The following is a 23,051-nucleotide window of genomic DNA, read 5'->3' as shown; positions in this document are numbered from 1 at the left end:
GCTAGACAATTCCTCCATTCTACCCAACCTATGTAGTTTCAGCAATCAATGAGCAAAGAGCTTATAGTGAAACATTGAAATGGGGAACCAATAAAGCCCAAGAACGTATCTTTGTCGTACGTGTACACCTCAACGAGCAAATAGACACTTTTGTGGAACTATTCGCCGTACAGACAGAAACTTTTTTCAAACATTACACATTAATTTCCACATTACCGTAGTTGCTTAGTCTACACACAACTCTCATAATTCACTGATGAAAGTATCCAATTTATGCTTACATATACTATGTGCTATCTACTATAAACATGCGGTTCGACAAATTTACAGATAATTCAGCGTCAATCATTCAAAGCGCGCAGCTAGATGCGGTAAGCATGGGGCATCAGACGCTTACATCGCTTCACATACTTAGGGCGCTGCTGAAGAATACCAATGGTATTGTCACCCAACTACTAGAACAATGCGGCGCAAATTTAGACGTGATTCTAAATAGCGTAGAACTGACACTGAGAAAGCTACCATCCGTGAGTGGCCAAGGTGCAGGACACATTCATCTAACGCCGGATGCAGCACAGACAATACAGACATCAATTGAAATAGCTGGAAGGTCACAAGACAGTTTCGTCACTGTAGAAAGACTCTTGCAAGGTGTAGCAGCAACAGAATCTGAAGCATCTAAAATTCTAAAGGAACAAGGTGTAGACGCAGCAAAGTTGCAACAAATCATTGACGCAAATAGGGGAAGTAGGAGAGCTGATTCTGCAAATGCGGAGAACAACTTCAACGCTCTTAGACGCTATACAAAAGACCTAACTGAGATTGCACGCTCGGGAAAACTTGACCCGGTTATCGGCAGAGACGAAGAAATCCGGAGGGTGATGCAGGTCTTGTCTAGACGAACAAAAAATAATCCGGTACTCATTGGTGATCCAGGCGTTGGCAAGACGGCAGTAGTTGAAGGTCTTGCAATGCGGATGGTCGCAAAAGATGTTCCACAAAATTTGGCAAGCGCTTCTCTACTTTCACTTGACTTAGGTGCACTAATAGCAGGTTCAAAGTACAGAGGTGAATTCGAGGAAAGATTAAAATCAGTAATCAACGAACTTGCAGATTCTGGGGGTAGCGTCATTCTTTTTATAGATGAGCTCCACACACTCGTAGGTGCGGGTGCAACAGAAGGTGCAATGGACGCCTCGAATTTACTAAAACCAGCACTTGCACGCGGGGAAATACACTGCGTAGGTGCAACTACACTGGAAGAGTACAAGAAACACATAGAAAAGGATGCCGCACTAGCGAGGAGATTTCAGCCGATTTTCGTTGGACAACCCACAGAAGAGGATACCATTTCAATACTGCGCGGCATAAAAGAGAAGTATGAAGTCCACCACGGAATAAGAATTGCTGATAGCGCAGTTGTCTCCGCAGCAGTTCTCTCAAATCGGTATATCACAGACAGATTCCTCCCAGATAAGGCCATAGACTTAATGGACGAGGCTGCAAGTAAGATCAGGATTGAATCTGACAGTAAGCCTGAGGTAATAGATGAACTCGACAGGAAAATCATACAACTAAAAATAGAAGCAGAAGCACTGAAAAAAGAAAAGGATGCTAATTCTATCGGCAGATTGGAAAAAATAAAGCAGGATCTAGAAGGTCTTGAAAAAAAACAAGCGGATCTCGAAAGCTCCTGGCAAGCTGAAAAGTCAAAGCTTAAAGAGATACAAAAATTGAAAGAGGAACTCAACGAAGCACGGTATTCACTGGAGATTGCACAGAGAAATGGTGATCTTGCAACCGCAGGAAAGATCCTATACGGCACCATTCCAGCCTTGGAAAATAGATTGGTCAATGAAGAAAAACAAGTAGGCGGTACACTCCTAAAAAGAGAGGTCACAGAGGACGACATAGCAAACATTGTTGCCAAATGGACAGGAATTCCTGTTGAAAAAATGATGGGGAGTGAACAACAAAGACTTTTAAAGATAGAAGATGAATTGAAAAAACACGTCATAGGACAAGATGAAGCCGTAGAAGCAGTCAGCAGTGCGGTAAAACGCTCTAGAGCTGGCGTCCAGGATGCAAATCGTCCGCTTGGATCTTTCATGTTTTTAGGTTCAACAGGCGTTGGAAAAACAGAGCTCAGCAAAGCACTAGCAAAGTTCCTGTTCGATAATGAAACAGCACTGCTTCGCATTGATATGTCCGAATATATGGAAAAACATGCCGTAGCACGATTGATAGGTGCACCTCCTGGATATGTCGGGTATGAGGAAGGTGGAATACTTACTGAAGCAGTAAGACGGCGTCCATATCAGGTAATCTTATTCGACGAAGTGGAAAAAGCACATCATGATGTGTTCAATATATTGCTTCAAGTATTAGACGAGGGCAGACTAACCGATACTCAAGGCCATGTCGTTGATTTTAAAAATACAATATTAATTCTTACATCAAACCTGGGATCGGATGTTTTATCGGAAGTTACACAAATCACCGAGGTTGAGAAAACTAAAATAATGGAAATAGTCAGGCAATTCTTCCGTCCTGAGTTTTTGAACCGTCTTGACGAGATCCTTTTCTTCAATCGCTTGAGCAAAGAAAACATAGAAAAGATACTGGAGATTCAATTGCATAAACTACAGGAACGCATAAAAACCAAGAACCTTCACCTTTCTTTTACTCACGAAGCCAAGAGGTGGATATGTGAACAGGGGTATCATCCAGTATACGGTGCTCGACCATTAAAACGCGTGATTCAGCAATACGTTTATAATCCACTAGCACAAGCAATCCTCTCGGGTAGCCTGCCTGAAAATGGCAAAATTATATTCGATAAAATTGGTAACAAGCTAGAAATCCAGTATTAGCAAGAACTGGATATGAACATTTGGTGCGTTGGGAAGGATAGGATTGCAGGCGTGTGTCTTGTATGGACACCGCAATCCTATCTACATGTTAACAACTCAGTGTAACTGAACTAAAATATACACGGGATACCTAATATAGACCAAAGCTTCTTTTTAAAAGCAAAAAGCACACTCGCCACAATATACATCTCCTAAATCACCCAATCACAATTCGACCAAAAGCACTAAAGTAGAACGGCATTCTGAGTGAAGCCTCTAACTAGAGAGCTGTTTGTATAGGTTGTACTGCCCACAGCGACAATATCTCTGGAAAAACAAATCCCTAAACTGTACACAACAGGACAGATGCTTAAAAACAACCGATCCAAAAGACGCACACGTGCAGCTTCTCGTACACAAAAGCTGTCCCCCTATTTACCCTCGTGGAAAAATCCAGAGACACTTACCCCTGGTACACCAAGCACTAATTCCTTAAGGGACCTTGTGCATCATAGGATGGCTCGGATGCGGCAAAAAGCTCCGGCATACATCTAACCCTTAGCGCACCTTCCATTTCAGGACCAGCAAAAACAGTAAGGCTGCGCCAAACATTAATAAAATGACACTCGAACTCCGGACCAGGCAACAAAACCATAAGTGTCGTACCCTCTAAAATACAACCAGGTTGCCTTAGCGGGGCTAGCCAATCGAATATCGCTCTAGCCCATGCATTTGCCGCAACATACACAGCTGGACGCACAGGAGTATGCTCCGTATATCCAAACCGAGTAACTCCAGACGTGAAGAACCTTGGATCACACACCAGACACAAGCGGCCGTCCGAAGCAGACAGTAGAATCTCCCCCTGATTGGGCTCCGTAACATGCATAAGGGCCTGATGAACAGCATAAGATAAATGCGAAGCAATATCAGACGATTGAGGAGAAAGCGGACCCCATGGATTGATACAATTCTTTCCAAGAAGCCCTTCTACGGTAGAGGGTAATACATCAACAGGTATGGCAGGATTTGTGAGTACAGAGACAGACCCTCCGGTAAGTCTAGCAACAGATGTCGTCACCCTACCAACTGGATCAATAAATGTGTACCCCTTCATTTGATCAAGAATACCCTTCCTGACACCACTGACTACAATTGCCTCTGAAGTAAGCACGTTAGTAGACGGAACCGTCTGCGGGAGCTGTTGTACAGCTGACTCAGGAGAAAAACTTTTTTCTCCCCTACAACATCTACACAATAATATAAGACTCGCTACGAGAATAGCGAACAGAAGGATAGCCACTACGAGCAAAACCACTCGTAACACCTTTCTCCATTTGTCTTCCGGGCCTAGGCCATAAAAAAGGTAACTTGATATCATAAATACGAGAAACAATCCAACTGCAATGTGTACTGAAAATCAACCAGCGAATTACAATTGCCAAAACCTAAAGAAAACACGCTAATAAATGAACTCAAGTACATATCACGCTGTCCTTCCATAGGTAGAGATGCAACAGAGCATGCAACACAACGGCACTATGTTCTCCAAAAAGGGCTACAACAAATGCTTCACTAAATCACCGCTACTTACGAATACGCACCTGCTTTCACGGCTTCATTGCTCAGAACCACAATAACACAATGGACTATATTCTAGCAGTTTCTTGAAAAAAAAATAAATTATTCTATAAAAAACAGAAAATAATTTACTATTTTAGTGCTATACACCCCCAACACATCGAGCTATTGTGCTGTTATTAAATGCATGAGCGAGCATCTGAAATGAATAACTATCTGAGCAACAAAATTTTATCTCCGCTAAATTCAGACTAGCAACTAGGCTTCCACCACCATGTGAAGCAGAAGCAACAAGGAATCCTTCTACGAATCGTGAAACATATACTTCAGATACTCTTCCTGGCGCTAGAGGTCGCATTGGAAAGGGAATGTGTAACGTTGCTCCACTCGCCGCAGCAGAGTATGTTCCTTGCACCGCCATAGTTGCAAAAACGTCCAGGAAAAACGCACAAAAATCATCTGCCGTAGGGATAGATTGTTCAGTAAGCGGCAAAACCGATCGTACACGCAAAAGATTACCCACCAACTCACATTTCTCTTCTTGGGAACATTCTCTTGAAAGTGCTTCCAAAACGACGTACTTCTCAGTTGAGGGTTCTCCGCTTCGCTCGCAGGAACCTATAATTTTTTCTTGTGATATCGTACAACCACTTAATTTTCCAAGAAGAGAAATAGGAAAATTTGATTGGAAAGGCTGAACAACAATATCGTCTGAAACAGAAAGTAGCTCTTCCACTGATGGCGTGGAAGGTGGCTTCTTAAAAGTTCGCCCTTTTAAGAGAATCTTGTGCGCAAAGTAAAACACAACAATGGACAAAACAACCATTGATGCCAAAACAAGCACAAAGATGATATTTTTATTAGCAGAAAACATAACCTACACTCCTAATGAGGAATATCAAGGAACAGAGTCTAACATTGCCCTTTATGACACAATCCAAAATTGTTTTAAATATCTTTATTTCGCGCTCAAAAAGAATGCATCGGGGGAGAGATCACTCAACCGTATGACCTCCTCTCTCCTACATCCCTATTTATCACATATGCCAGCGCGATGAACTAGGCACGGTAGTATAGTGAAAAATTTATTTTTTCATACTTCAGGCTAACTAATTTACGCTCTGACCGGATTCACCGCGTTCAACGTGTTTATTTTCAACTATGGATACTCCCTTGATCATTGAAAAACGATTCCTATATATCTGCCTTAGCCTACACTAAAGCAGTTTATTCGAAATGAAGAAGAAAACTCCATAGCAACAAATGTCACCATCAATCCACCAAACCAATTAACTATTACACCAAGTTCATATTTAGTGATTTTTCAATACGGTTGTAAGAGAAATACCACCACGTATATGGTAATTTTAAAATACTTTTCAAATTCCCACAAAAACAACAAATGACTAAGAGTAATAAAATAGTTATTTTAGAGATCCCCATAGCACTGTGCTTTTGTTAAGCCTGGGCAGAGAACGTCTGACGTACAAGGGTTCACAAAACAGAGAAAACTATCACTACGGCAGTGAACTCACACTAACAACACTGTGGCCAGCCATTTGAAATATACCTACAAAAACACGTTTAAGTGCAGCCCCGACGTTACTACCTGCATTGAGCAGACCCCCGTGCTGCGTTGTACGCTGCATCAGTACAAATGCGCCGCATCTCTTCACCATCACAACAAAGCTTAAATGGCACATGACTCCTTCTGCCAGGATACCTACTGGACGCAACAGCCAGGCAGCCAGCAAAATACCTAGCCTGTTCCACCTTCGGCATTATACCATTGTTTACCTCTGAAAACGGTACCGTCATCAGAACGGTGACAGGAAGGCCCTCATAAGTAGAACGCCCACCATAAAGCTGCATCGCGCATAGACACGCGTATTTTTCCGCTACTTGACGGAGAGCCCCTTTTACTTTAGCAACTCCTGCTCGCCCAGGCTGAGCAGGAGTATGCAAATCCCCAGGACATACATGCGTTACAGTACAGATAGTTGTTCCCGAAGACGAACGAATTTGTGGACCGTCCAAAAATGAATGCCTTCCAAAGGCCTCTAGGGTGCCTTGTGGAACATCCTTGTCAACAAGTCTAAAAACGCGCCATAGGGGTGTATCCGGGTAGACCCCTCTAAGAGGAGCATCACTTGTATCAAGAACTACTACTGCACCTTCCCAGGTTGGTTCAGTTGCCCCAGCCGGACCTAAAACCCCATCTGCACTAAACTGTATACCCTGCAAACCAGGAACTAGGCCGGTGAGTCGTATCTCTTCAAGAGCGCTATCTACAGCTCGTCTAGAACGTACTCTACATAACCAATAGAGCCCAGCTGCTAATAACAGGAAAAGTATTACACCGAACGCTATAAAAAGCTCTTCTCTTTTTCCCACAGTAACCTCACACTATTCTTAAAAAAACTTACTTTGTTAAGGATTGTGCATATTATTTATCGTATATTGTGACTATAAAGTAAATAATTTTAGAAAGTCTTGCGGGAACTTTCCTAAATATCTACTTGAGGAAATATATTAGCTAACATACCCTAACTCCCACCATGGTACAAAACGAACCTAGCCCCAACGAAAATTTACTCGTATAAAGCCCTTGCTGCATACAACAATAGATAACGCACGCGTACTTACGCACTCCATATTCATCATTACCTAGACGACCTTGATGTGCTAATCACCTTTGACTGCTAAATCATCTTGCTATACAAGATCGTAACCCATTTTCCGCAGACGGATAGTTGTACGCAAACACATGGTTAAATGCTTCTTCCAACATGTCCCGCGTAGCAAGATCTCCACAACAAATTCTTATATCAGGTATCTTCAGGATATCGGATAGAGATCGTTCGGTTCCCTTCAAAAAGTCCATTACTGCCATATTAAATGCATTCGCAAATAAATACATGTACTGCTTTTTTTCACTAGGAGTAAAATTTTCTATACTGTGCAAAAATGGGATATACATATTCGTGGCTCTACAGGGATTAGCATTATTATTATATTCTGCCAACCCAAAAATCAGGAGAAACTGCTTTTTGAGCGCCTTGCACGCACGCAAGGACTCTTCCGGGTCATGAGAGAAGGATATACGTGGTGGGATGGAGTGCAACAGAAAAACTAGCGAAGTAAAACTGAAAAACGGGAGTGGTGAAAGAGCCACACCGTATTTTGAAAAGTCACCCTTATTTATGTAGTGACGAAAAGGATTGCATCCTAAGATCCCAAACCTCTTGTACATTTTCGCAAAAATACCTGGTCCGTCATACTTCTCATCTAGAAGAATTCTCTCATTCGGATCAACAACTATTACGGTATCTCCCCATATTGGAGAACCATCATCCTCATCACGACCTAACAGATTCTTCGAAGATAGGTAGCACCCGTCCATTTTAGGATAATTTACACCTAATAACTCAGCACTAACCTCTGTAAAAAATGACCGCGGCAGAGCAACCTCAAAAGCTTCTCTTCTGTGCCACAATGGAAAACGACAAACGCATAATGTGAATGATAGCAGTAAGGCAAACAATAAAAACGCTGTACTTAGTAACAAAGCGGTACACAAACGCCTTCCCCACATACTCTCTCCCTGCACAAGCCATCCCTAGATAGAGAAACTACCTAAGGCCTTTATTCAGAATGAGTATATACTTTTCAGATTAAAAAGAGTCTAACAACACACAAACCGTAACCGAATCATGTGTCGAAGAGATGAAGTTCATACACCCAGGCTTAGGATGTATACTACTCGTCCAAGTGATAGATACCTATTTCACTCGGACGCTCTACCTCGCTAATACAGCGCCCACATTTAGTTTACTAATTTATTATTTTAGCTAAATGCAGGATGCCATTATTTCAGCGTGCAGCACCAGCTTTACCCCAGTGTTTATCGATCTCCCTTGTTGCGTTGTACGCTGCTTCAGTACAAATGCGCCGCATCTCTTCACCATCACAACAAAGCTTAAATCGTGGTCCACTAGACATTTTGCCAGGATTCTGACGGGATGCAACAGCCAGGCAGCTAGCAAAATGCTGAACCTGTCCCGCCCTCGACATTATACCACTGTTTGCATCTGAAAACGGTACCGTCATCAGGACGGTTAGATCAACTTCACCACCCGCACAACGCTTATCAAAATCCCTATGAAGCCCCCATCCACTTACGTATATTTGCGCTACTTGAGAGAGACTCTCTTCTAGCTCAGCGACCCCTTCTTGCCCAGGCTGGACAGGATCATGCAAACCCAAAGGACAGATATGCAGGACAGACCAGCTCTTTCCAGAAGGCAAACAACCTTCTGGACCCCGCAGAATTGGAAAATCTCCACAGTAATCTCGAACTGATTCTGGAACCGGAGTGCCAGCAATTCCAAGAGCACAAAAGAGCTCTGTATTCGGGTAGACCTCTCTAAGAGGAGCATCACTTGTATCAAGAACTACTACTGCACCTTCCCAGGTTGGTTCAGTTGCCCCAGCCGGACCTAAAACCCCATCTGCACTAAACTGTATACCCTGCAAACCAGGAACTAGGCCGGTGAGTCGTATCTCTTCAAGAGCGCTATCTACAGCTCGTCTAGAACGTACTCTACATAACCAATAGAGCCCAGCTGCTAATAACAGGAAAAGTATTACACCGAACGCTATAAAAAGCTCTTCTCTTTTTCCCACAGTAACCTCACACTATTCTTAAAAAAACTTACTTTGTTAAGGATTGTGCATATTATTTATCGCACATTGTGACTATAAAGTAAATAATTTTAGAAAGTCTTGCGGGAACTTTCCTAAATATCTACTTGAGGAAATATATTAGCTGACATATCCTAACTCCCACCATGGTACAGAAAACGAACCTAGCCCCAATGAAAATTTACTCGTATAAAGCCCTTAAATAGCTGCATACAATAACAGGTAGGGTATTACCTACAGCTGGGTAAGAAATCTTTTCGCATATAAAAGAAGCTGTATACATGAAATCTCTACGTGGGTCAAATGTAGTCCTTTAGTCCGGTAAGAAGATAGTCCCGGCTGCTCCTTTGTGATCAGTGCGGGAAGGTGAAGACTGCAGTGATAATGAGGAAACGGTAAGCGCAGCAAGACTTTTTTCTGGACTACCTTCTGACGTGGCAAAACCTTTCATGTGGAACACTAGCTCACATACTGGCTCCAGCAGCATAAGCAGAATAAAAAATAGTATAGCAGCCACAATGGGACCGTGAACTTCCGGAGCAAACCCTAACATATCTACCTTCCTAATTCATGATCAGGGGCGCAATCTGCAAAGTGCCCCTGACAAGATTTATACTATTTAACAATGAAAGTAAATTTAGAAAGTTTTATAAAAATCTGAGGCACTTCTTTTAAGGATAGAAAAACCTCAGATCACTTTCTCTTACAGTGAACCTGAAATATAATCCCCTTATGTTCAGAAAGATCTGATAGCGTAGAGATTTTAACTAAACCACTTACAACAAACGATGCTAAGACGTGTGAAAACCTACACACGTCTAAGTTTGTCTTATGTCCTTCCAACCTAATATGTAAAGGCTATTTCGCTATCACTCAGGTACTAGGATAGTGAGTTAATGCATCTTGGAGCACACGATCTATTTGTTCCTTATTTTAACAAGGCATGAAATACCAGACGACTCTCGCCTAAACACTGTTTAGTGAAACTGCTACATCTCTACACCCGCACTAGCTTTTTGACTCATCAACTCAGCTAAAACAGCATGTGTTTTTGGATCGCCGCAACAAATCCTAACCTCTTTAACTCCTAAAGCTTCAGGTAAAGATCGATCACCAAACCCCTTAATAGAAGAATACAATGCCTCAACAAAACACTGCTGTTGAAGCGAACGCCCAGCACACTTTCCCAGATGTACCACCGGTATCATAACAACTGTATCACCGGGCAAACCTGACATACCTCTTAGCTTAGCGAATGTTCTTGTAAAGGTTCTATAAAGAGCTTTAGACAAATTCCATTTGCTCTCTCTCCTTTTAGAAGTCTCATTTATGTTCATAGAAGAAACATGTATGACACGCGCACTGTAACCATCACGCCTAAAAATCCCCGAATCAAGAACCCTTTTCCCCTCATTAATTTCTCTTTTCTCGAACTTGCCAACTGAAGTTCCAAAAATTCCAAGGGCCTTGTATAAACTACCTGAAACGCCTTTTCCAACATAGCTACACTTCTTGAAGATTTTTTCAGCTACATCAACAATTACCACATTACCACTCCAGTTTGGTTTAGTTGCCCTGGCCGGACCTAAAAGCCCATCTGAAGTTAAGACACAACCTTTTAAACCAGGTATTGAAGTAGTAATACTCGCTTCTTTTTCTTTAAAAGAGGAAGATGGTGATCCCAGCAGCATAGGTGATTTTGCGTGTGCTGACTGACTGATCAAATCCCCCTCTATATTTGTCACCGCATGCGCAGCACGTAAAATACTTTTTTCTCCATTTTTTGCTGCGTTTCTTACGACACGAGAAAATTCACTCCCCCGCTTTTGCCCTACTTCATTTACCGACTGACCACTCTTATTTCCTGTTTGCTCTAACGTAGTGAATGACACATCTCTCGGAGTTCTCCTCACATGGATCTCCGGACATACAGAGATATAAAGTGGTTGCTCTTGTGTCACCGTAGCTACCGACTGGTTGATGGGAACTTTACGTACATCGATGTTCCCGTCAAGGCTAAAAATAGCATAAGATATATATCGTTTCGATACCGAATCTGAGGTCTCATTTATAGGAACTTCCTGCGCACCGATCCCCTTATCTGCACGAGTATGAGTTTTGCCATCCTCTCTTTCCGGTTTTTTCTGAGTTCCTACTGGAAGAGCTTTTCGCTCAGCGCGCTTTCCAAGCATTATACAAAGTGTAACTATCAACACCGTAAAAAGTGCTATGCTCCCAGCTATAATGCCTATCTTAGCATTTGATTTCATGTTGGAGTGTTATATTAATTCATGTTAGTTATAGAATAACTAAAGCACAACTTCAAGGAGCAATAGATGGCAACTACAACGCTCAATACGCGAATAAATTCAGAAGGGTTTATAGAAAATTTATAGGAATTTCCCTAAGACATTCATTGAATAGAAGAGGGTAAGAAAGCGCATATTACTTTCTTCCGAAGCAAACATGAAACACAACACTCATATTTAGGAAGATTCAGAACTGTACACTGAAACGAACAAAGCCTAGACACCGAGATTTACACATCTAGACTTATTACCTAGCCTTCTAACTGAGTACATAAGTGCTATGTCGTTCACTTTGGATGCTACGTCGATAAATTGGGATATCACGCCCGTCTATTGGTTTATCGTTTCAGTGAAAATATGAGATATCGGACAACTCTTGTTTAGGAACTAGTTCAGCGAGATAGCTATTTTGCGATTGAAGCTTGTTGCCCTATTCCTACGGCTTGTTGCTGCATTTCTTCAGCTAAAGCACGCTGCATGCCCTCACCGTAGCAGCAAATCCTAACCTCTCTAACTCCTAAAGCCGCAGCTAGACTAGTACCGCCGCAAAAAACATGAGAAGCAGTGAGGAATGCATCAGAAAAAGCACGGACATACCCCTCTCTGTTTATATTTCCAGAATATATACCCGAAGACACCAGCGGTACCATGACAACAGAGGTGTCAGGTAAGCGCTCACGCTGTACAAGGGCAAACGCCTCAATGAATAGGGAGTAAAGTTGATCACGGAGGATACGTGCGCATGTACCAGGGGGACGAGAAAGCCTACTCATATCTGGAGAGTGAAGATGTATAACACATGCCTGCCAAAACCGACCCTTGAAGATCCTTGGGTTATAGACTACGTGTGACATACCAAGACGGTTTGCCAAAGGCCTCTCAACGAAGGTATTTAGGACACCAAGAGCACCGTACAACGCACCTGAAGCACCACCTCCAGCATACCTACGCGTATGGAAAATAGTTCCACCTGGATCCAAGACTACCACATTACCATACCAGCCGACTCCTGACATTCCAGGTTCTACAGCTAAAATTCCCTCGCGCGCTAAAACGCAACCTCCTATACCAGGAACTGGAATATCTAGCGGCCCAAGTTGCGCTCTCTCAAGCTGAGGAGACGGACGCTGCTCTGGCGGCAATGGCTTGACCTGTTCAGCTCCACCCTCTTCCTCAAGCTGTACAAACCGACCAGTTGTCCCACCACTATCCGGGAGGACACTTCGTGCAGCACGCTTTTTGCATAGCTTGTAAAGTGCAACTGCTAATGCTAACAGCAGCAGGAAAACCGGCACTATACAAATCAAAAAAAGCATTTTTTTCTCTTCCATATTGCTTTCTCCTAATTAATTGCAATTGGGAACATTACCCACTATCAATACTAAGTTTATAATAATTTAATATAAAAGTAAATTTAAAAGTATTCTATAAGAGGTTAAAAGCTTAGTTCTATCGCCCGTAGACAGGAAAACCAACCTTTTCTCTACCGTAAACTTGAAACTTAACCCCTACATTTGAAAAGACCTCTGACATAGGGGTTACAATTAAACTGTATTCTGAAACACAAGGTTCAGAAGTACAATCATTCTTACACCTCTGAACTCGTGACTCACACTCTTGCACTTAATATGGAAGTATCATGCCTTCACATACTCAAATGTTAAACTGATGCCCCGCTCTATTACGGTCTACATCCGTACTACTTGGATCGCCATTTCCCTCAAAACTCGAGATATTAGGTAGTTATCTTAGGTACTATCCCACAGACTGCGTGAATCTGCGCTTGTACCAGCTGCTTGAATTACTCCGACCGTTGCGGAAATAAAGCAAGTTGTATCGCCCTGTCACCACAACAAATTTTCGCACTCTGCACACCTAAAGGTTCGATCGAAGGGTTGCTTGTATTATAGTTGACAGCACACAAAAACGCTTAGGCAAAAGCACTTAGTTGATCAGACCTAGAGCAATCTTTGCCAAAGCGTCTCTTAAAATCCATTACCGCTATCATGAGGGTGGCTTCATGAGAAAAATCGTATATCTCCTTAACACGAAGAGGTGTATATCATTAATCAGTTCACCTATTTTGAAACCTTAAAATACCTTCAAAATAGAAACTACAATGCATTTGTACGGGAAACATACCTAGGCAACTTCCAGTACATCAAGAAGCTCAACCGTTTTATGCATTCTCCCCGTATTACTACTCAGAGCCGTAGATGGAAGAGCATTCACATAGCCAGAAAAACTTAGCAAAATAGCAAACACGGTTTTGCGATATTCCGGGCGGAAAAAATGAAAGGCAACACGAGAAAAAACAACCTTAAGTGAGATCAACCCACTTCCTACCCGTTCAGAGCGGATTTATACGTTTCAGGACTCACACATTTAGTACCAAATGCTTGGACCACAAAGAAACTTTAATTGCCCAAACATGTACTAGGTGGTTCAGACTCAGTAACGCTAAGCACCCCAGCAGATGTAACAATGGACGTCTTTAATTCCACCGAATCATTATCACCACTCAAAGGAGGAAGTAGCATGTCGAAGGAAGATAACATATCTGACGCATACACTAAACTAGCATCCAAAGAGGACACTAAATCCTTAGAAGCCTTTTCCAGTGAATTAAGGAAAGAAACACCACTCTCAACAAAATCTGGTGAATTACAATCCGACTCAACAGGGCGGCTCATATCATCTGTAAGACACGGATTGCAAACATACATGTCACAATCACCCAACTCAACTACAGTACCAGGTGTTTTTGGACATTGATTACCGCACTCATATTGTCTAGAACTACTAGCGCCATCACCAACGCTACGGACAGAAGCCCCAGACAGAGAATCTTTGCTGGGACTTGGGTCAGGAGTCGTTATCTCAAATGCACGCCGTTCCGTATTTTGTGAGCTACCTGAAGGATGGCCCCGTACACCATAAGCCATGCCGATACCATTATCTACCGATATTTGCTTAACATTATCACAGCACTCTGTTTTTACGGACTCAGCAACATCAAGCGCATGATTAAACCCTTGCAGTGCAACCTTTTTAGGTGATTTTGTTTTAAGTGATACTGACACTTTAGGTTTTAACTGTTCCGTAAGTGCGCACCCATTGTTAGGTGTACCATCAGCAGCACCAGCAGCGTCATAAAGTACAGTAGATACATCACCACCACTTTGTATACACGAAGTTTGGTGTAAATCATCCCTACACTGAAGCCCAATAAGTTGATCACGAACTACGCCCATATTTGCTGTAAGATACGGATCTAATTCTTTATAAAAACTTCCAACTGCGCAATCTGGACAAAAATTCTCAACCACGCACTGTAAACCATCAACCTTCTCATTAAGTCTTGCAAGCTCAGCACAAGACCTTCTCATAAAAACAATCCCTGTTGCAAGGACAACAATTACACATGACAAACCTACCGCAGCAACGAACAATATGGGAAGCAAATACTTTGGTTTACATAACTCTACAGTTGACATTTTCAACCTCTAATACCTATGAAAAGACAATACAACGACAAAATTTGATCCTATGTTTCCCGAACAACAGTTCATAACTGGAATGGAAAAACAAGCCAAATCCTCAAGGTAGATAACCAAATTGCTATCTTGCCTAAGAAACATATCAGAAAGGAAACTGTATTGAACGGGAACACTATAATACTTTTTTATACATATGTACAATTTCATCATATGATATCTCCGAACTATCCTAATCTCTAAGTGGTGTATCCTCAAACGACAAAGACCTCTCTATTAAGGGAAACACTGCGCTTGTAGGAATAAAAAAAATCGTAAAACAGCACCCCTAGAAAATAAGGAATATCACCGCCTTAGTGCGCAAAGAACGCATGTTACGAAAGCAGAACCACTTCTACAGCCAGCTCAACACCTTGACTCCATCGTGAAAAAGCCATACAATTAACCATGGTATGATGGTTCGATAGTGGGGAATACATGGATACCGGTAAGCTCCTTCTGTTTTGTGCTTTTTGCTGCTTGGCCATTTTTATGGCGGCTGCAATCACACTCGTCCTACGTGGAACTTCCAGGAACGAATCAGTAGAGTCGGTTTCACGGGCATCTGATGTAGGCAGGGGTGATTAGCCTTTAGGCCTGCAAAGTGGCACACTTGGTGGGACTATATGCTCCTTTGTAATTTCTGAAAGCTTGTTTCCACTGGTAACGTTGAATATGCCTGATCTTGTTCTGCGTATTTTGCTTACAAATGCTAATGACTCCAGCTTGCGTGCGATGTCCCGAGCGAGCGCCCTGACATAAGTTCCTTTACTACATGATACTTTTAAGGTTGATTGTCCAGCTGAATGATTCATGCATTCGATACTGTGTATAACGACCCTTCTAGGTTGCATGTTAAACTCTATACCAGCTCGGGCGAGTGAATAGGCCCTATGGCCGTTTACGTGGATGGCCGAAAACTTAGGTGGCACTTGTAACTGCTCACCAAGAAATGACGGTAAAACCCCAAGAATTGCACTTGTACTTGGTATGAGCCCACCATTTCGAAGCACTGCACCCTCCGAATCTAGTGTATCTGTTTCCGCACCCCATTCAATTGCGAATTCGTATTCTTTGAAAGAATCATCAAACTGCGGGATAAGCTTTGTTGTCCTGCCAAGAGCAATAACCAGGACTCCCGTTGCAATAGGGTCTAATGTTCCTACATAACCCGCCTTCTTTACACCAAACTTACGCTTTAAAAGTTTCAATGCACCAAACGAGGAGATTCCGCTTTCTTTATCCAAGCTAAGCCAACCTTCTATGCTATCTAATTTCACATCCAACGTCATACCACCCTAACTCATTCGCCAAAGATTTTCACAAATGATTTTTTGAAGTATCTATCAAATGCATTAAAGCTCCTTATTTCTATACCCATTTCCTTTGCAGAAGTTACACCAAAATTCTTAATTCCGCAGGGAATTATCGCATCATAGTGGCTCAGATCTGGATACAAATTAACAGCAATGCCATGATAACTTACCCACTTACTCACTCTTACACCAATTGCCGCAATTTTTTTTGGTGGCTGACATCCCGTTCCAACCCAGACCCCAATATGCCCCTCTTTTCTACAGCCATTAATCCCAAAATTATCGAGCGTGACAATTACTACTTCTTCCAACAAATAAATATATTTATGGAGATCACATATATTACGGCTTCTTAGATTAAGTATTGGATAGATAACACGTTGCCCAGGACCATGATAAGTGTACTTACCACCTCTGCCCACGTTGAAAACTGGGAAAAGATCTGAATTGAGTAGATCCTGTGGATCTGCACTCGTGCCACCCGTATAGAGCGCCTCATATTGCAACATCCACACCAATTCATCGCCTGAACCGTTAATAACCTGCTTCACCCGCTCTTGCATAAACATGAGTGACATTTGGTAATCAACACAGTCTTTATCAATTTTCCATTCCATCATAACCCATTGACACAGACCCGCTTGAGGTCATTATACAAATTCATGATATCAACATTGTACAGAGCTCGCTGTTTTTACGAGATCGAAAGTCAAAATACGTTTGATATTCGGAACCTACTGCAACAACTTTCGCAGCTAATACGCTTGAAGTATAACTTTGTAAAACTTTTTGAATCCGACAAATTAACGCAGGCTGGAAATTCTAACAGACGCCTATCGCGAAAACAAACTTTCTCTTAAAGTTGAGTATAAGAGCTGAAATATCTCTCTCGCAAAATAGAAAGATTCCTAAATGTAAACCGCAAGTTTACAAACACTCTATTAAAGTGCCACGCTTCATCAACGAATGCTTTGTTCACATAGTGGAAATACGGCACAGAATTCCAATTGGAGACTACCTTGTAGACCCAGATGAGTATAAAATCATGAATCTACCCAAGGTTTTCCGGTGAATGCAAACGTATGATCTCTTTACCTCGCACAAAGTAAAGGTTATCTGTAATGCTTACGTATAAAAACATCACCCTAAATTGGAAAAATACTATTTATCTGTGCTCCATGAACTGAGAAAGTACTTAAAAAACACAGACATGCTAGATGTAATCGTTGGACTTTCTGGAGGAATAGACTCGGCCTTAGTTGCAGCAATCGCGACTGATGCATTTGGTAATAGTCGCGTGCGAACCGTGATGATGCCTTCTCCCTATACAAGCACCGATAGTCTCGATGATGCACTAGAGATCGCTCATAGGTTGGGCGTGGCTCACACAGTGATCCGCATAGATGGACTGCTTCAGTCATTCAAAGAGGTTTTTTCACACTGCGTAACATGGGAAGAACAGGATATCACAGAACAGAACTTGCAATCACGTATACGCGCTGTCACCTTGATGGGACTTTCAAATAAAACCAAGAGCATGGTGCTTTCGACCAGCAACAGGTCTGAGATCCTTACAGGTTACTTTACCCTCTATGGCGATTCATGCGGCGGATATGCACCTATTTCACCATTTTTAAAAACCCAGGTTTACAAACTTGCACAATGGCGTAATGGCAATATACCAGAAAGCAGTATGCTACAGAAGATAAGTATTATCCCAGAATCGGTATTAAGAAAAGCTCCAACCGCTGAGTTAAAGTACAACCAGAGAGATTGTGACGAACTTCCAGAGTATGAAATACTCGACCAAATTTTAACCGCCATCTCATGTAAACAAGATTTAACAATTTTAAGTATAGATGAACGAATAGTCTCAATGGTCGTTGAACGGGTTAAAAAAGCTCAATACAAGAGAAGATACTTACCTATTGGGCCTGAACTACTTGAGATTAATTAGAGTCCTAGATTCTTGCTTAAATTGAGCATATACTTCAACTATTCTTTAATTTCTATTCTATAACATCAACTAAGCATTGATGTTGTATTATATGCTGCAAGGCAACGTACCTTCTTTCCTCCCTAAGCATGAAGTTGCCTTGCAAAAATTTCCTCAACTACCGACCCCTTCTCCTGAAAAGAAAAAGCCATATAAAATCTACAAAATTGTAATGTTTAAAGATTCTTGATAAAATCTCAGTCTCCGGGGCTATAGCTCAGTCGGTTAGAGCACTCCGCTTATAACGGAGAGGTCGCTGGTTCAAGTCCAGTTAGCCCTACTGGATGGTTCTAATTTGCTTCGAGCTCAGTGAAAATACTTTTTATGGGATCATCCGCGTTTGCGGTTCCAACGCTTTTGAAACTCATAGCAGACCCGCAATTCGAGGTCTTAGAGGTCTATACCAAACCTCCAAAACCTAAGGGCCGCGGCCTCTTAACTTCGATGACGCAAGTACATTCGACATCTTTGGAGTATGGCCTTTCTGTAAAAACACCTTTTTCTCTAAAAGGAGAGGAACTTCCTCCTTGTGACGTAATTGTTGTTGTCTCTTATGGTCTTATCATACCAGCTAAATTACTATCACATCCAAAGTTGGTACCTCTTAATATTCACCCATCTCTTTTACCTAGATGGCGTGGTCCGTCGCCAATTCAATATACAATCTTGAAGGGAGATAAAGAGGCAGGCGTGTCTATAATACGCGTCACACCTGAACTAGATGCTGGAGCGATATACATACAAAAGGCTATTCCTCTTGATGGAACCGAGACATATTCAATTTTACACGATCGACTCGCGAATCTCGGTGCCTCAATGCTTCATGGCGTATTGGAAACTTTGAACACAATCAGCCCTGTACCACAAGCTGAAGAACAAGCTACCTATTCAAAGAAACTTCCTAATTCAGTAAGCATTGATTTCTCTGAAGGGATAGCATCATTTTTAAGAAAGCTAAGAGTTTTTGGTGCTGTTTCAATCGAGTTATTTGGCAAGCACATAAAGATAGTAGAAGTTTGCAAGACCGCGGATTCACCATCTGCTGATGTGGGTGTCAAAAAAGACTCTAAAAAGATCCTTCTTCAATTTAAGGATGGATGTGCAACCATAAAAACGGTGAAACCAGAGAATAAAAGGGAAATGTCCACAGAAGATTTCCTCAACGGAATACAGAGTAAATATGGGACCCATGCTGACTCGCATGTTTTTATAGATTATAAAGAAAACTATTAACTTAACCCACTACCTAGCAGCAGAACCCCTTGTCTTCACACCGGATGGAAACGGCTTTTTCACGACAACGCTCGCAACACGCAGCTATAAACCACCACAAAAAATAGTAAAAGAGAAACACCCGCTCAGACTACTTGGAAAATCACTAAATTCCACCGATACACAACCGGAGCAACTCCAAGCATTGGCGCATATTAGATTCAAAGTAAAACTTCAGGCACAGTATCCTACAGCACCAATAACCATCTTTTACTACGTTTCTCAGCCAGTTGAAGGACAGAACTCACCCTCAATATCATACTGAGCCTAATATTTGTGATCTAGATGTGAAGCTACGCCACCTGCTGAGACTGCCTTGAACCAGTACATTTTTGAACATCGTGCGGGGAAAGGCCAACGTCAGGTGTGACACTCCTCCAAGTACAAATATTTTGAACAGAAAGCCAGAAAAACAGCACACACAGCGATGCAAAGCAAATGGCTGCACACAGCACTTCGGCAGCCACAAGCATATTATCACCTTTGTCTATGGCATTATCCGTAAAATATGCAAGCAATATGCACGCAATAACGCTAAAGACTGCTACTTTATAAGAAAGGCCTACCATGAAGTCAGCACGCTGCTTAACTCTAACAAATTCAGTTTCACCACCATTACCCTTATCTTCCAGATAACCCTCCCCACAGCGTGATAGCTGCTTAACCATAGCAGGAAGCATCATCACAATAGGCAGAATAAGACATAGCATAATCTTCAGACTACTGACCCTGAAATGTAGCCTTAAAAGCAAATGAGTTGCAAAGATAGCAAGCCATGGTACAACATACAGACCAACAGCACACTTTTGCTTCAACGTTCTTCCGAGCATAGTTATAAAAAACAAAGATTACAATGAAAGCACAATACGGAAGATGAACCGCCAGTACAAATGGTCATCTAACCCATGGCTACGTTCCTTAATAATTGTAAAAAAATATACGATTAAATGCAACACTAAATTGAGTAATGACGTAAAATAGATTACTTTATTGAAGAGTTCTTCCAATCTGGTGACACAATCTACACCCTCTTTAACTTTAGATCAGAATAGGCTGAAAAAAAGCAACCTGTAGCAGAATCACTATAGAAAAACAGTAGAAGACTTTGATTCCACTTTCACCATAGTACTTCTTGACTTTTGTAATGAAAAACAAATACTCATGCCCTAGATACGGCAAATATCCTGGTAGACTGTGTCTTATTTACCTTGATATTTAATATAGTACCAAGTTTAGCACTTGTGATTTAGATGTGACGCTACGCTACCTATGTAGCAAATCTCTCCCCAGTTATCACCTCTTGAATCCCGCTCTCGGAAAAGCTGCAATCAGGTCCAGCCTTTGCACAAGCATTATCAATAGCGAGAGTAAAGAACATCAGACCCACCAATACAGTGCAAGTGAGTGCGTACACAGCTTCGGCAACCAGAAGTCCAACATGAAGCTTCCCTTCAGTAACATCCGTAAAATATGCAAGGAATACGCACGCAATAACATTAAGGGCTGTCATAACCAGAAGTATTGAAAACCCGCCTTTAGCACACAGATGCATTCCACGCATGTCATTTGGACTTGTACCAGCATCCTTTTTACCTTGCACATAAGCCTCCCCCGACTGCATTATCCAACCAAGCGTAAGAGGAAGGAACACCATAATGGGTAGAACAAGACACGCCGCAATCTTCGTACTATTGAACTTGTAATGTATCCTTAAAAGCAAATAAGTTGTAAGCACACTAGCCCATGCTGAGAAATACATAAAAACGGCACACCTTTGCTGCAATGTTCTTCCGGACATACTTATAAAAAATAAAGATTATAACGAAAGCACGACATGGAAGATGAACCGCCAGTACAAATGGTCATCTAACCCATGGCTACGTTCCTTAATAATTGTAAAAAAATATACGATTAAATGCAACACTAAATAAAATAATAACGTAAAATAGATTACTTTATTGAAGATTTCTTCCAATCCAGTAACATAATCTACACCCTCTTTAACTTTAAAGTAGAATAAACTGAAAAAAAGCAACCTGTAGCAGAATCACTATAGAAAAACAGTAGAAGACTTTGATTCCACTTTCACCATAGTACTTCTTGACTTTTGTAATGAAAAACAAATATTCATGCCTTAGATACAGCAAACATCGTGGTACACTGTGTCTTATTTGCCGTAATCTAATATAGTACCAAGTTTAATATCTGTGATTTAGATGTTATGCTGCGCCGCTTACGGAGACAGCCCTCCCAGCTGCTAATTGTGGCAAATCCTGTGAGGAAAGGCTAGAATCAGGTCCAGCACATGTGCAAGCAGCCTGAACACAGAGACTAGAGAACGCCATACATAGCAACACAGCGCAAATGACTGTGCACACCGCTTCGCCAGTCAGAAGTGCAGCCTTAAGCTTCCCTTCAGTACTATCCGTAAAATATGCAAGGACCACGGACCCAGTAATAAAAAGGGCTGCCAGAGCCAGAAAAAATACTAATGCACCTCTAGCCCATAGACCCACTCTAAGCAGCGTATCTCCACTTGTATTAGCATCCTTTTTATCTTGCGCATAACTCGCACCTGAACGCGTTATCCAACAAATCGTAATAGGAATCAACACTATAATGGGCACAACAAGACACATCATAATCTTCATACTATTGAATTTGAAATGTGCCCTTAAAAGCAAATAAGTTGCAAATATAGCAACCCATGGTATAACACGCATTATACCATCACACCTACTCTTCAATGTTCTTTTGGACATAGTTATAAAAAACAAAGGTTACAATGAAAGCACAATACGAAAGATGAACCGGTCATCTAACCCGCAGCGACGCTCTCTGATAACTGTAAAGAAATACACGATTAAATGCAATACTAAATTAAGTAATAACATAAAATAGATTACTTTATTGAAGAGTTCTTCCAATCTACCAACACAAAACAGATTCCAATTACTATAAGTTGGACCGTTAAAACAAACACATCCACATCGGTTGAAACAATAATCCAATGAATTAGATACTGAGAAACTGATCTATATTGAATGGAACAGCTGTGATAAACCGGTAGAGAGATTAACCAATACATCCTTCTCTTTCAAAATAACGGTGAACGTCGCTAATCAGATAGAATAACTTACTGGAGACCCGTAAACAGATAAGATCAACCTCTCAAATCTTACCGAAAACAATAACCACCTATTTAAAATCAATAAAATACAATGAAAAGGCCAGCAACAAATGCATAGTATACGTCTTTTGCCTGTTATCCCTTCCTCTACCTTAATGCGTATACTACAGAGAACAGCAAAACGTGCCTTATGACAAAGTACCAGAGATAAGCAGAACAACGTGTATGGCACACCTATCAGGCAAAAAACTTCTCCTTACAGCAACGTCAATAGAGACAAAAACGAGTCAGAAATTGAAATATGGCAAAAGACAGACAACTGATTTAACTACAACCTCATTAGATACATTCTTAA

Annotated in this window: 18 protein-coding genes and 1 tRNA gene; 5 read left to right on the top strand and 14 right to left on the bottom strand. The window is 41.5% G+C overall.

From position 1 onward, the window contains the following. The first annotated feature begins 308 nt into the window (after nucleotides 1-308). Nucleotides 309-2,873 (top strand): ATP-dependent chaperone ClpB, encoded by a 2,565-nt coding sequence (gene clpB / locus NSE_RS00455; RefSeq protein ID WP_011451525.1) that lies wholly within the window; start codon nucleotides 309-311, stop codon nucleotides 2,871-2,873. Between the two features lie 463 nt (nucleotides 2,874-3,336). Here the strand turns inward: clpB and NSE_RS00450 are convergent, their stop codons facing one another. From NSE_RS00450 to NSE_RS00430, 5 genes are all read right to left on the bottom strand, one after another. Then, entirely contained in the window at nucleotides 3,337-4,233 is an 897-nt protein-coding gene (locus NSE_RS00450; protein WP_041917464.1) for a hypothetical protein, read from the bottom strand. A gap of 342 nt (nucleotides 4,234-4,575) precedes the next feature. Next, complete coding sequence (locus NSE_RS00445; protein WP_011451521.1) at nucleotides 4,576-5,307, bottom strand: hypothetical protein; 732 nt, start codon at nucleotides 5,305-5,307, stop codon at nucleotides 4,576-4,578. A gap of 731 nt (nucleotides 5,308-6,038) precedes the next feature. Beyond that, a complete protein-coding gene (locus tag NSE_RS00440) occupies nucleotides 6,039-6,827 on the bottom strand; it encodes a hypothetical protein (RefSeq protein ID WP_011451519.1) in 789 nt (262 codons plus the stop codon). A 313-nt stretch (nucleotides 6,828-7,140) separates the two neighbouring features. Further along, a complete protein-coding gene (locus NSE_RS00435; protein ID WP_227028964.1) occupies nucleotides 7,141-8,028 on the bottom strand; it encodes a hypothetical protein in 888 nt (295 codons plus the stop codon). Nucleotides 8,029-8,306: 278 nt separating this feature from the next. Beyond that, the gene (locus NSE_RS00430) at nucleotides 8,307-9,119 is read right to left on the bottom strand and encodes a hypothetical protein (protein ID WP_011451517.1); all 813 of its coding nucleotides are present in this window, start codon (nucleotides 9,117-9,119) and stop codon (nucleotides 8,307-8,309) included. A 374-nt stretch (nucleotides 9,120-9,493) separates the two neighbouring features. Here NSE_RS00430 and NSE_RS04085 point away from each other — a divergent pair, with 374 nt between their 5' ends. Then, entirely contained in the window at nucleotides 9,494-9,667 is a 174-nt protein-coding gene (locus NSE_RS04085) for a hypothetical protein (RefSeq protein ID WP_157858655.1), read from the top strand. A gap of 459 nt (nucleotides 9,668-10,126) precedes the next feature. On the opposite strand, the gene NSE_RS00420 is transcribed toward NSE_RS04085, so the two are convergent. From NSE_RS00420 to lipB, 6 genes are all read right to left on the bottom strand, one after another. Continuing rightward, nucleotides 10,127-11,407, bottom strand: coding sequence for a hypothetical protein (locus tag NSE_RS00420; protein WP_041917463.1), 1,281 nt, complete (start codon nucleotides 11,405-11,407; stop codon nucleotides 10,127-10,129). A gap of 443 nt (nucleotides 11,408-11,850) precedes the next feature. After that, the gene (locus NSE_RS00415; RefSeq protein ID WP_011451513.1) at nucleotides 11,851-12,777 is read right to left on the bottom strand and encodes a hypothetical protein; all 927 of its coding nucleotides are present in this window, start codon (nucleotides 12,775-12,777) and stop codon (nucleotides 11,851-11,853) included. Nucleotides 12,778-13,588: 811 nt separating this feature from the next. Continuing rightward, on the bottom strand, nucleotides 13,589-13,780 hold the full coding sequence (locus tag NSE_RS04080; RefSeq protein ID WP_011451511.1) for a hypothetical protein: 192 nt from the start codon (nucleotides 13,778-13,780) through the stop codon (nucleotides 13,589-13,591). Nucleotides 13,781-13,863: 83 nt separating this feature from the next. Further along, nucleotides 13,864-14,943: a hypothetical protein gene (locus tag NSE_RS00410; RefSeq protein ID WP_011451510.1), complete on the bottom strand. Its 1,080-nt coding sequence runs from the start codon at nucleotides 14,941-14,943 to the stop codon at nucleotides 13,864-13,866. A gap of 623 nt (nucleotides 14,944-15,566) precedes the next feature. Further along, on the bottom strand, nucleotides 15,567-16,274 hold the full coding sequence (truB, locus tag NSE_RS00405; protein ID WP_011451507.1) for a tRNA pseudouridine(55) synthase TruB: 708 nt from the start codon (nucleotides 16,272-16,274) through the stop codon (nucleotides 15,567-15,569). Between the two features lie 11 nt (nucleotides 16,275-16,285). Beyond that, a complete protein-coding gene (lipB, locus tag NSE_RS00400) occupies nucleotides 16,286-16,918 on the bottom strand; it encodes a lipoyl(octanoyl) transferase LipB (RefSeq protein ID WP_049821585.1) in 633 nt (210 codons plus the stop codon). Nucleotides 16,919-17,448: 530 nt separating this feature from the next. Here lipB and nadE point away from each other — a divergent pair. From nadE to fmt, 3 genes are all read left to right on the top strand, one after another. Continuing rightward, nucleotides 17,449-18,255: an NAD(+) synthase gene (nadE, locus tag NSE_RS00395; protein ID WP_011451503.1), complete on the top strand. Its 807-nt coding sequence runs from the start codon at nucleotides 17,449-17,451 to the stop codon at nucleotides 18,253-18,255. Nucleotides 18,256-18,500: 245 nt separating this feature from the next. Further along, a tRNA-Ile gene (locus NSE_RS00390) sits at nucleotides 18,501-18,574 on the top strand. A 29-nt stretch (nucleotides 18,575-18,603) separates the two neighbouring features. Beyond that, nucleotides 18,604-19,527 (top strand): methionyl-tRNA formyltransferase, encoded by a 924-nt coding sequence (gene fmt / locus NSE_RS00385; protein WP_011451501.1) that lies wholly within the window; start codon nucleotides 18,604-18,606, stop codon nucleotides 19,525-19,527. Between the two features lie 332 nt (nucleotides 19,528-19,859). Here the strand turns inward: fmt and NSE_RS00380 are convergent, their stop codons facing one another. From NSE_RS00380 to NSE_RS00370, 3 genes are all read right to left on the bottom strand, one after another. Continuing rightward, on the bottom strand, nucleotides 19,860-20,396 hold the full coding sequence (locus tag NSE_RS00380; protein ID WP_041917462.1) for a hypothetical protein: 537 nt from the start codon (nucleotides 20,394-20,396) through the stop codon (nucleotides 19,860-19,862). Nucleotides 20,397-20,833: 437 nt separating this feature from the next. Further along, on the bottom strand, nucleotides 20,834-21,364 hold the full coding sequence (locus NSE_RS00375; RefSeq protein WP_041917461.1) for a hypothetical protein: 531 nt from the start codon (nucleotides 21,362-21,364) through the stop codon (nucleotides 20,834-20,836). A 421-nt stretch (nucleotides 21,365-21,785) separates the two neighbouring features. Then, the gene (locus NSE_RS00370; RefSeq protein WP_041917460.1) at nucleotides 21,786-22,328 is read right to left on the bottom strand and encodes a hypothetical protein; all 543 of its coding nucleotides are present in this window, start codon (nucleotides 22,326-22,328) and stop codon (nucleotides 21,786-21,788) included. Nucleotides 22,329-23,051: the final 723 nt, after the last annotated feature.

The organism is Neorickettsia sennetsu str. Miyayama (assembly GCF_000013165.1).
Classification (GTDB): domain Bacteria; phylum Pseudomonadota; class Alphaproteobacteria; order Rickettsiales; family Anaplasmataceae; genus Neorickettsia; species Neorickettsia sennetsu.
The sequence above is the reverse complement of the archived record's forward strand: the minus strand, read 5'-3'. Positions and strand labels throughout refer to the sequence as shown.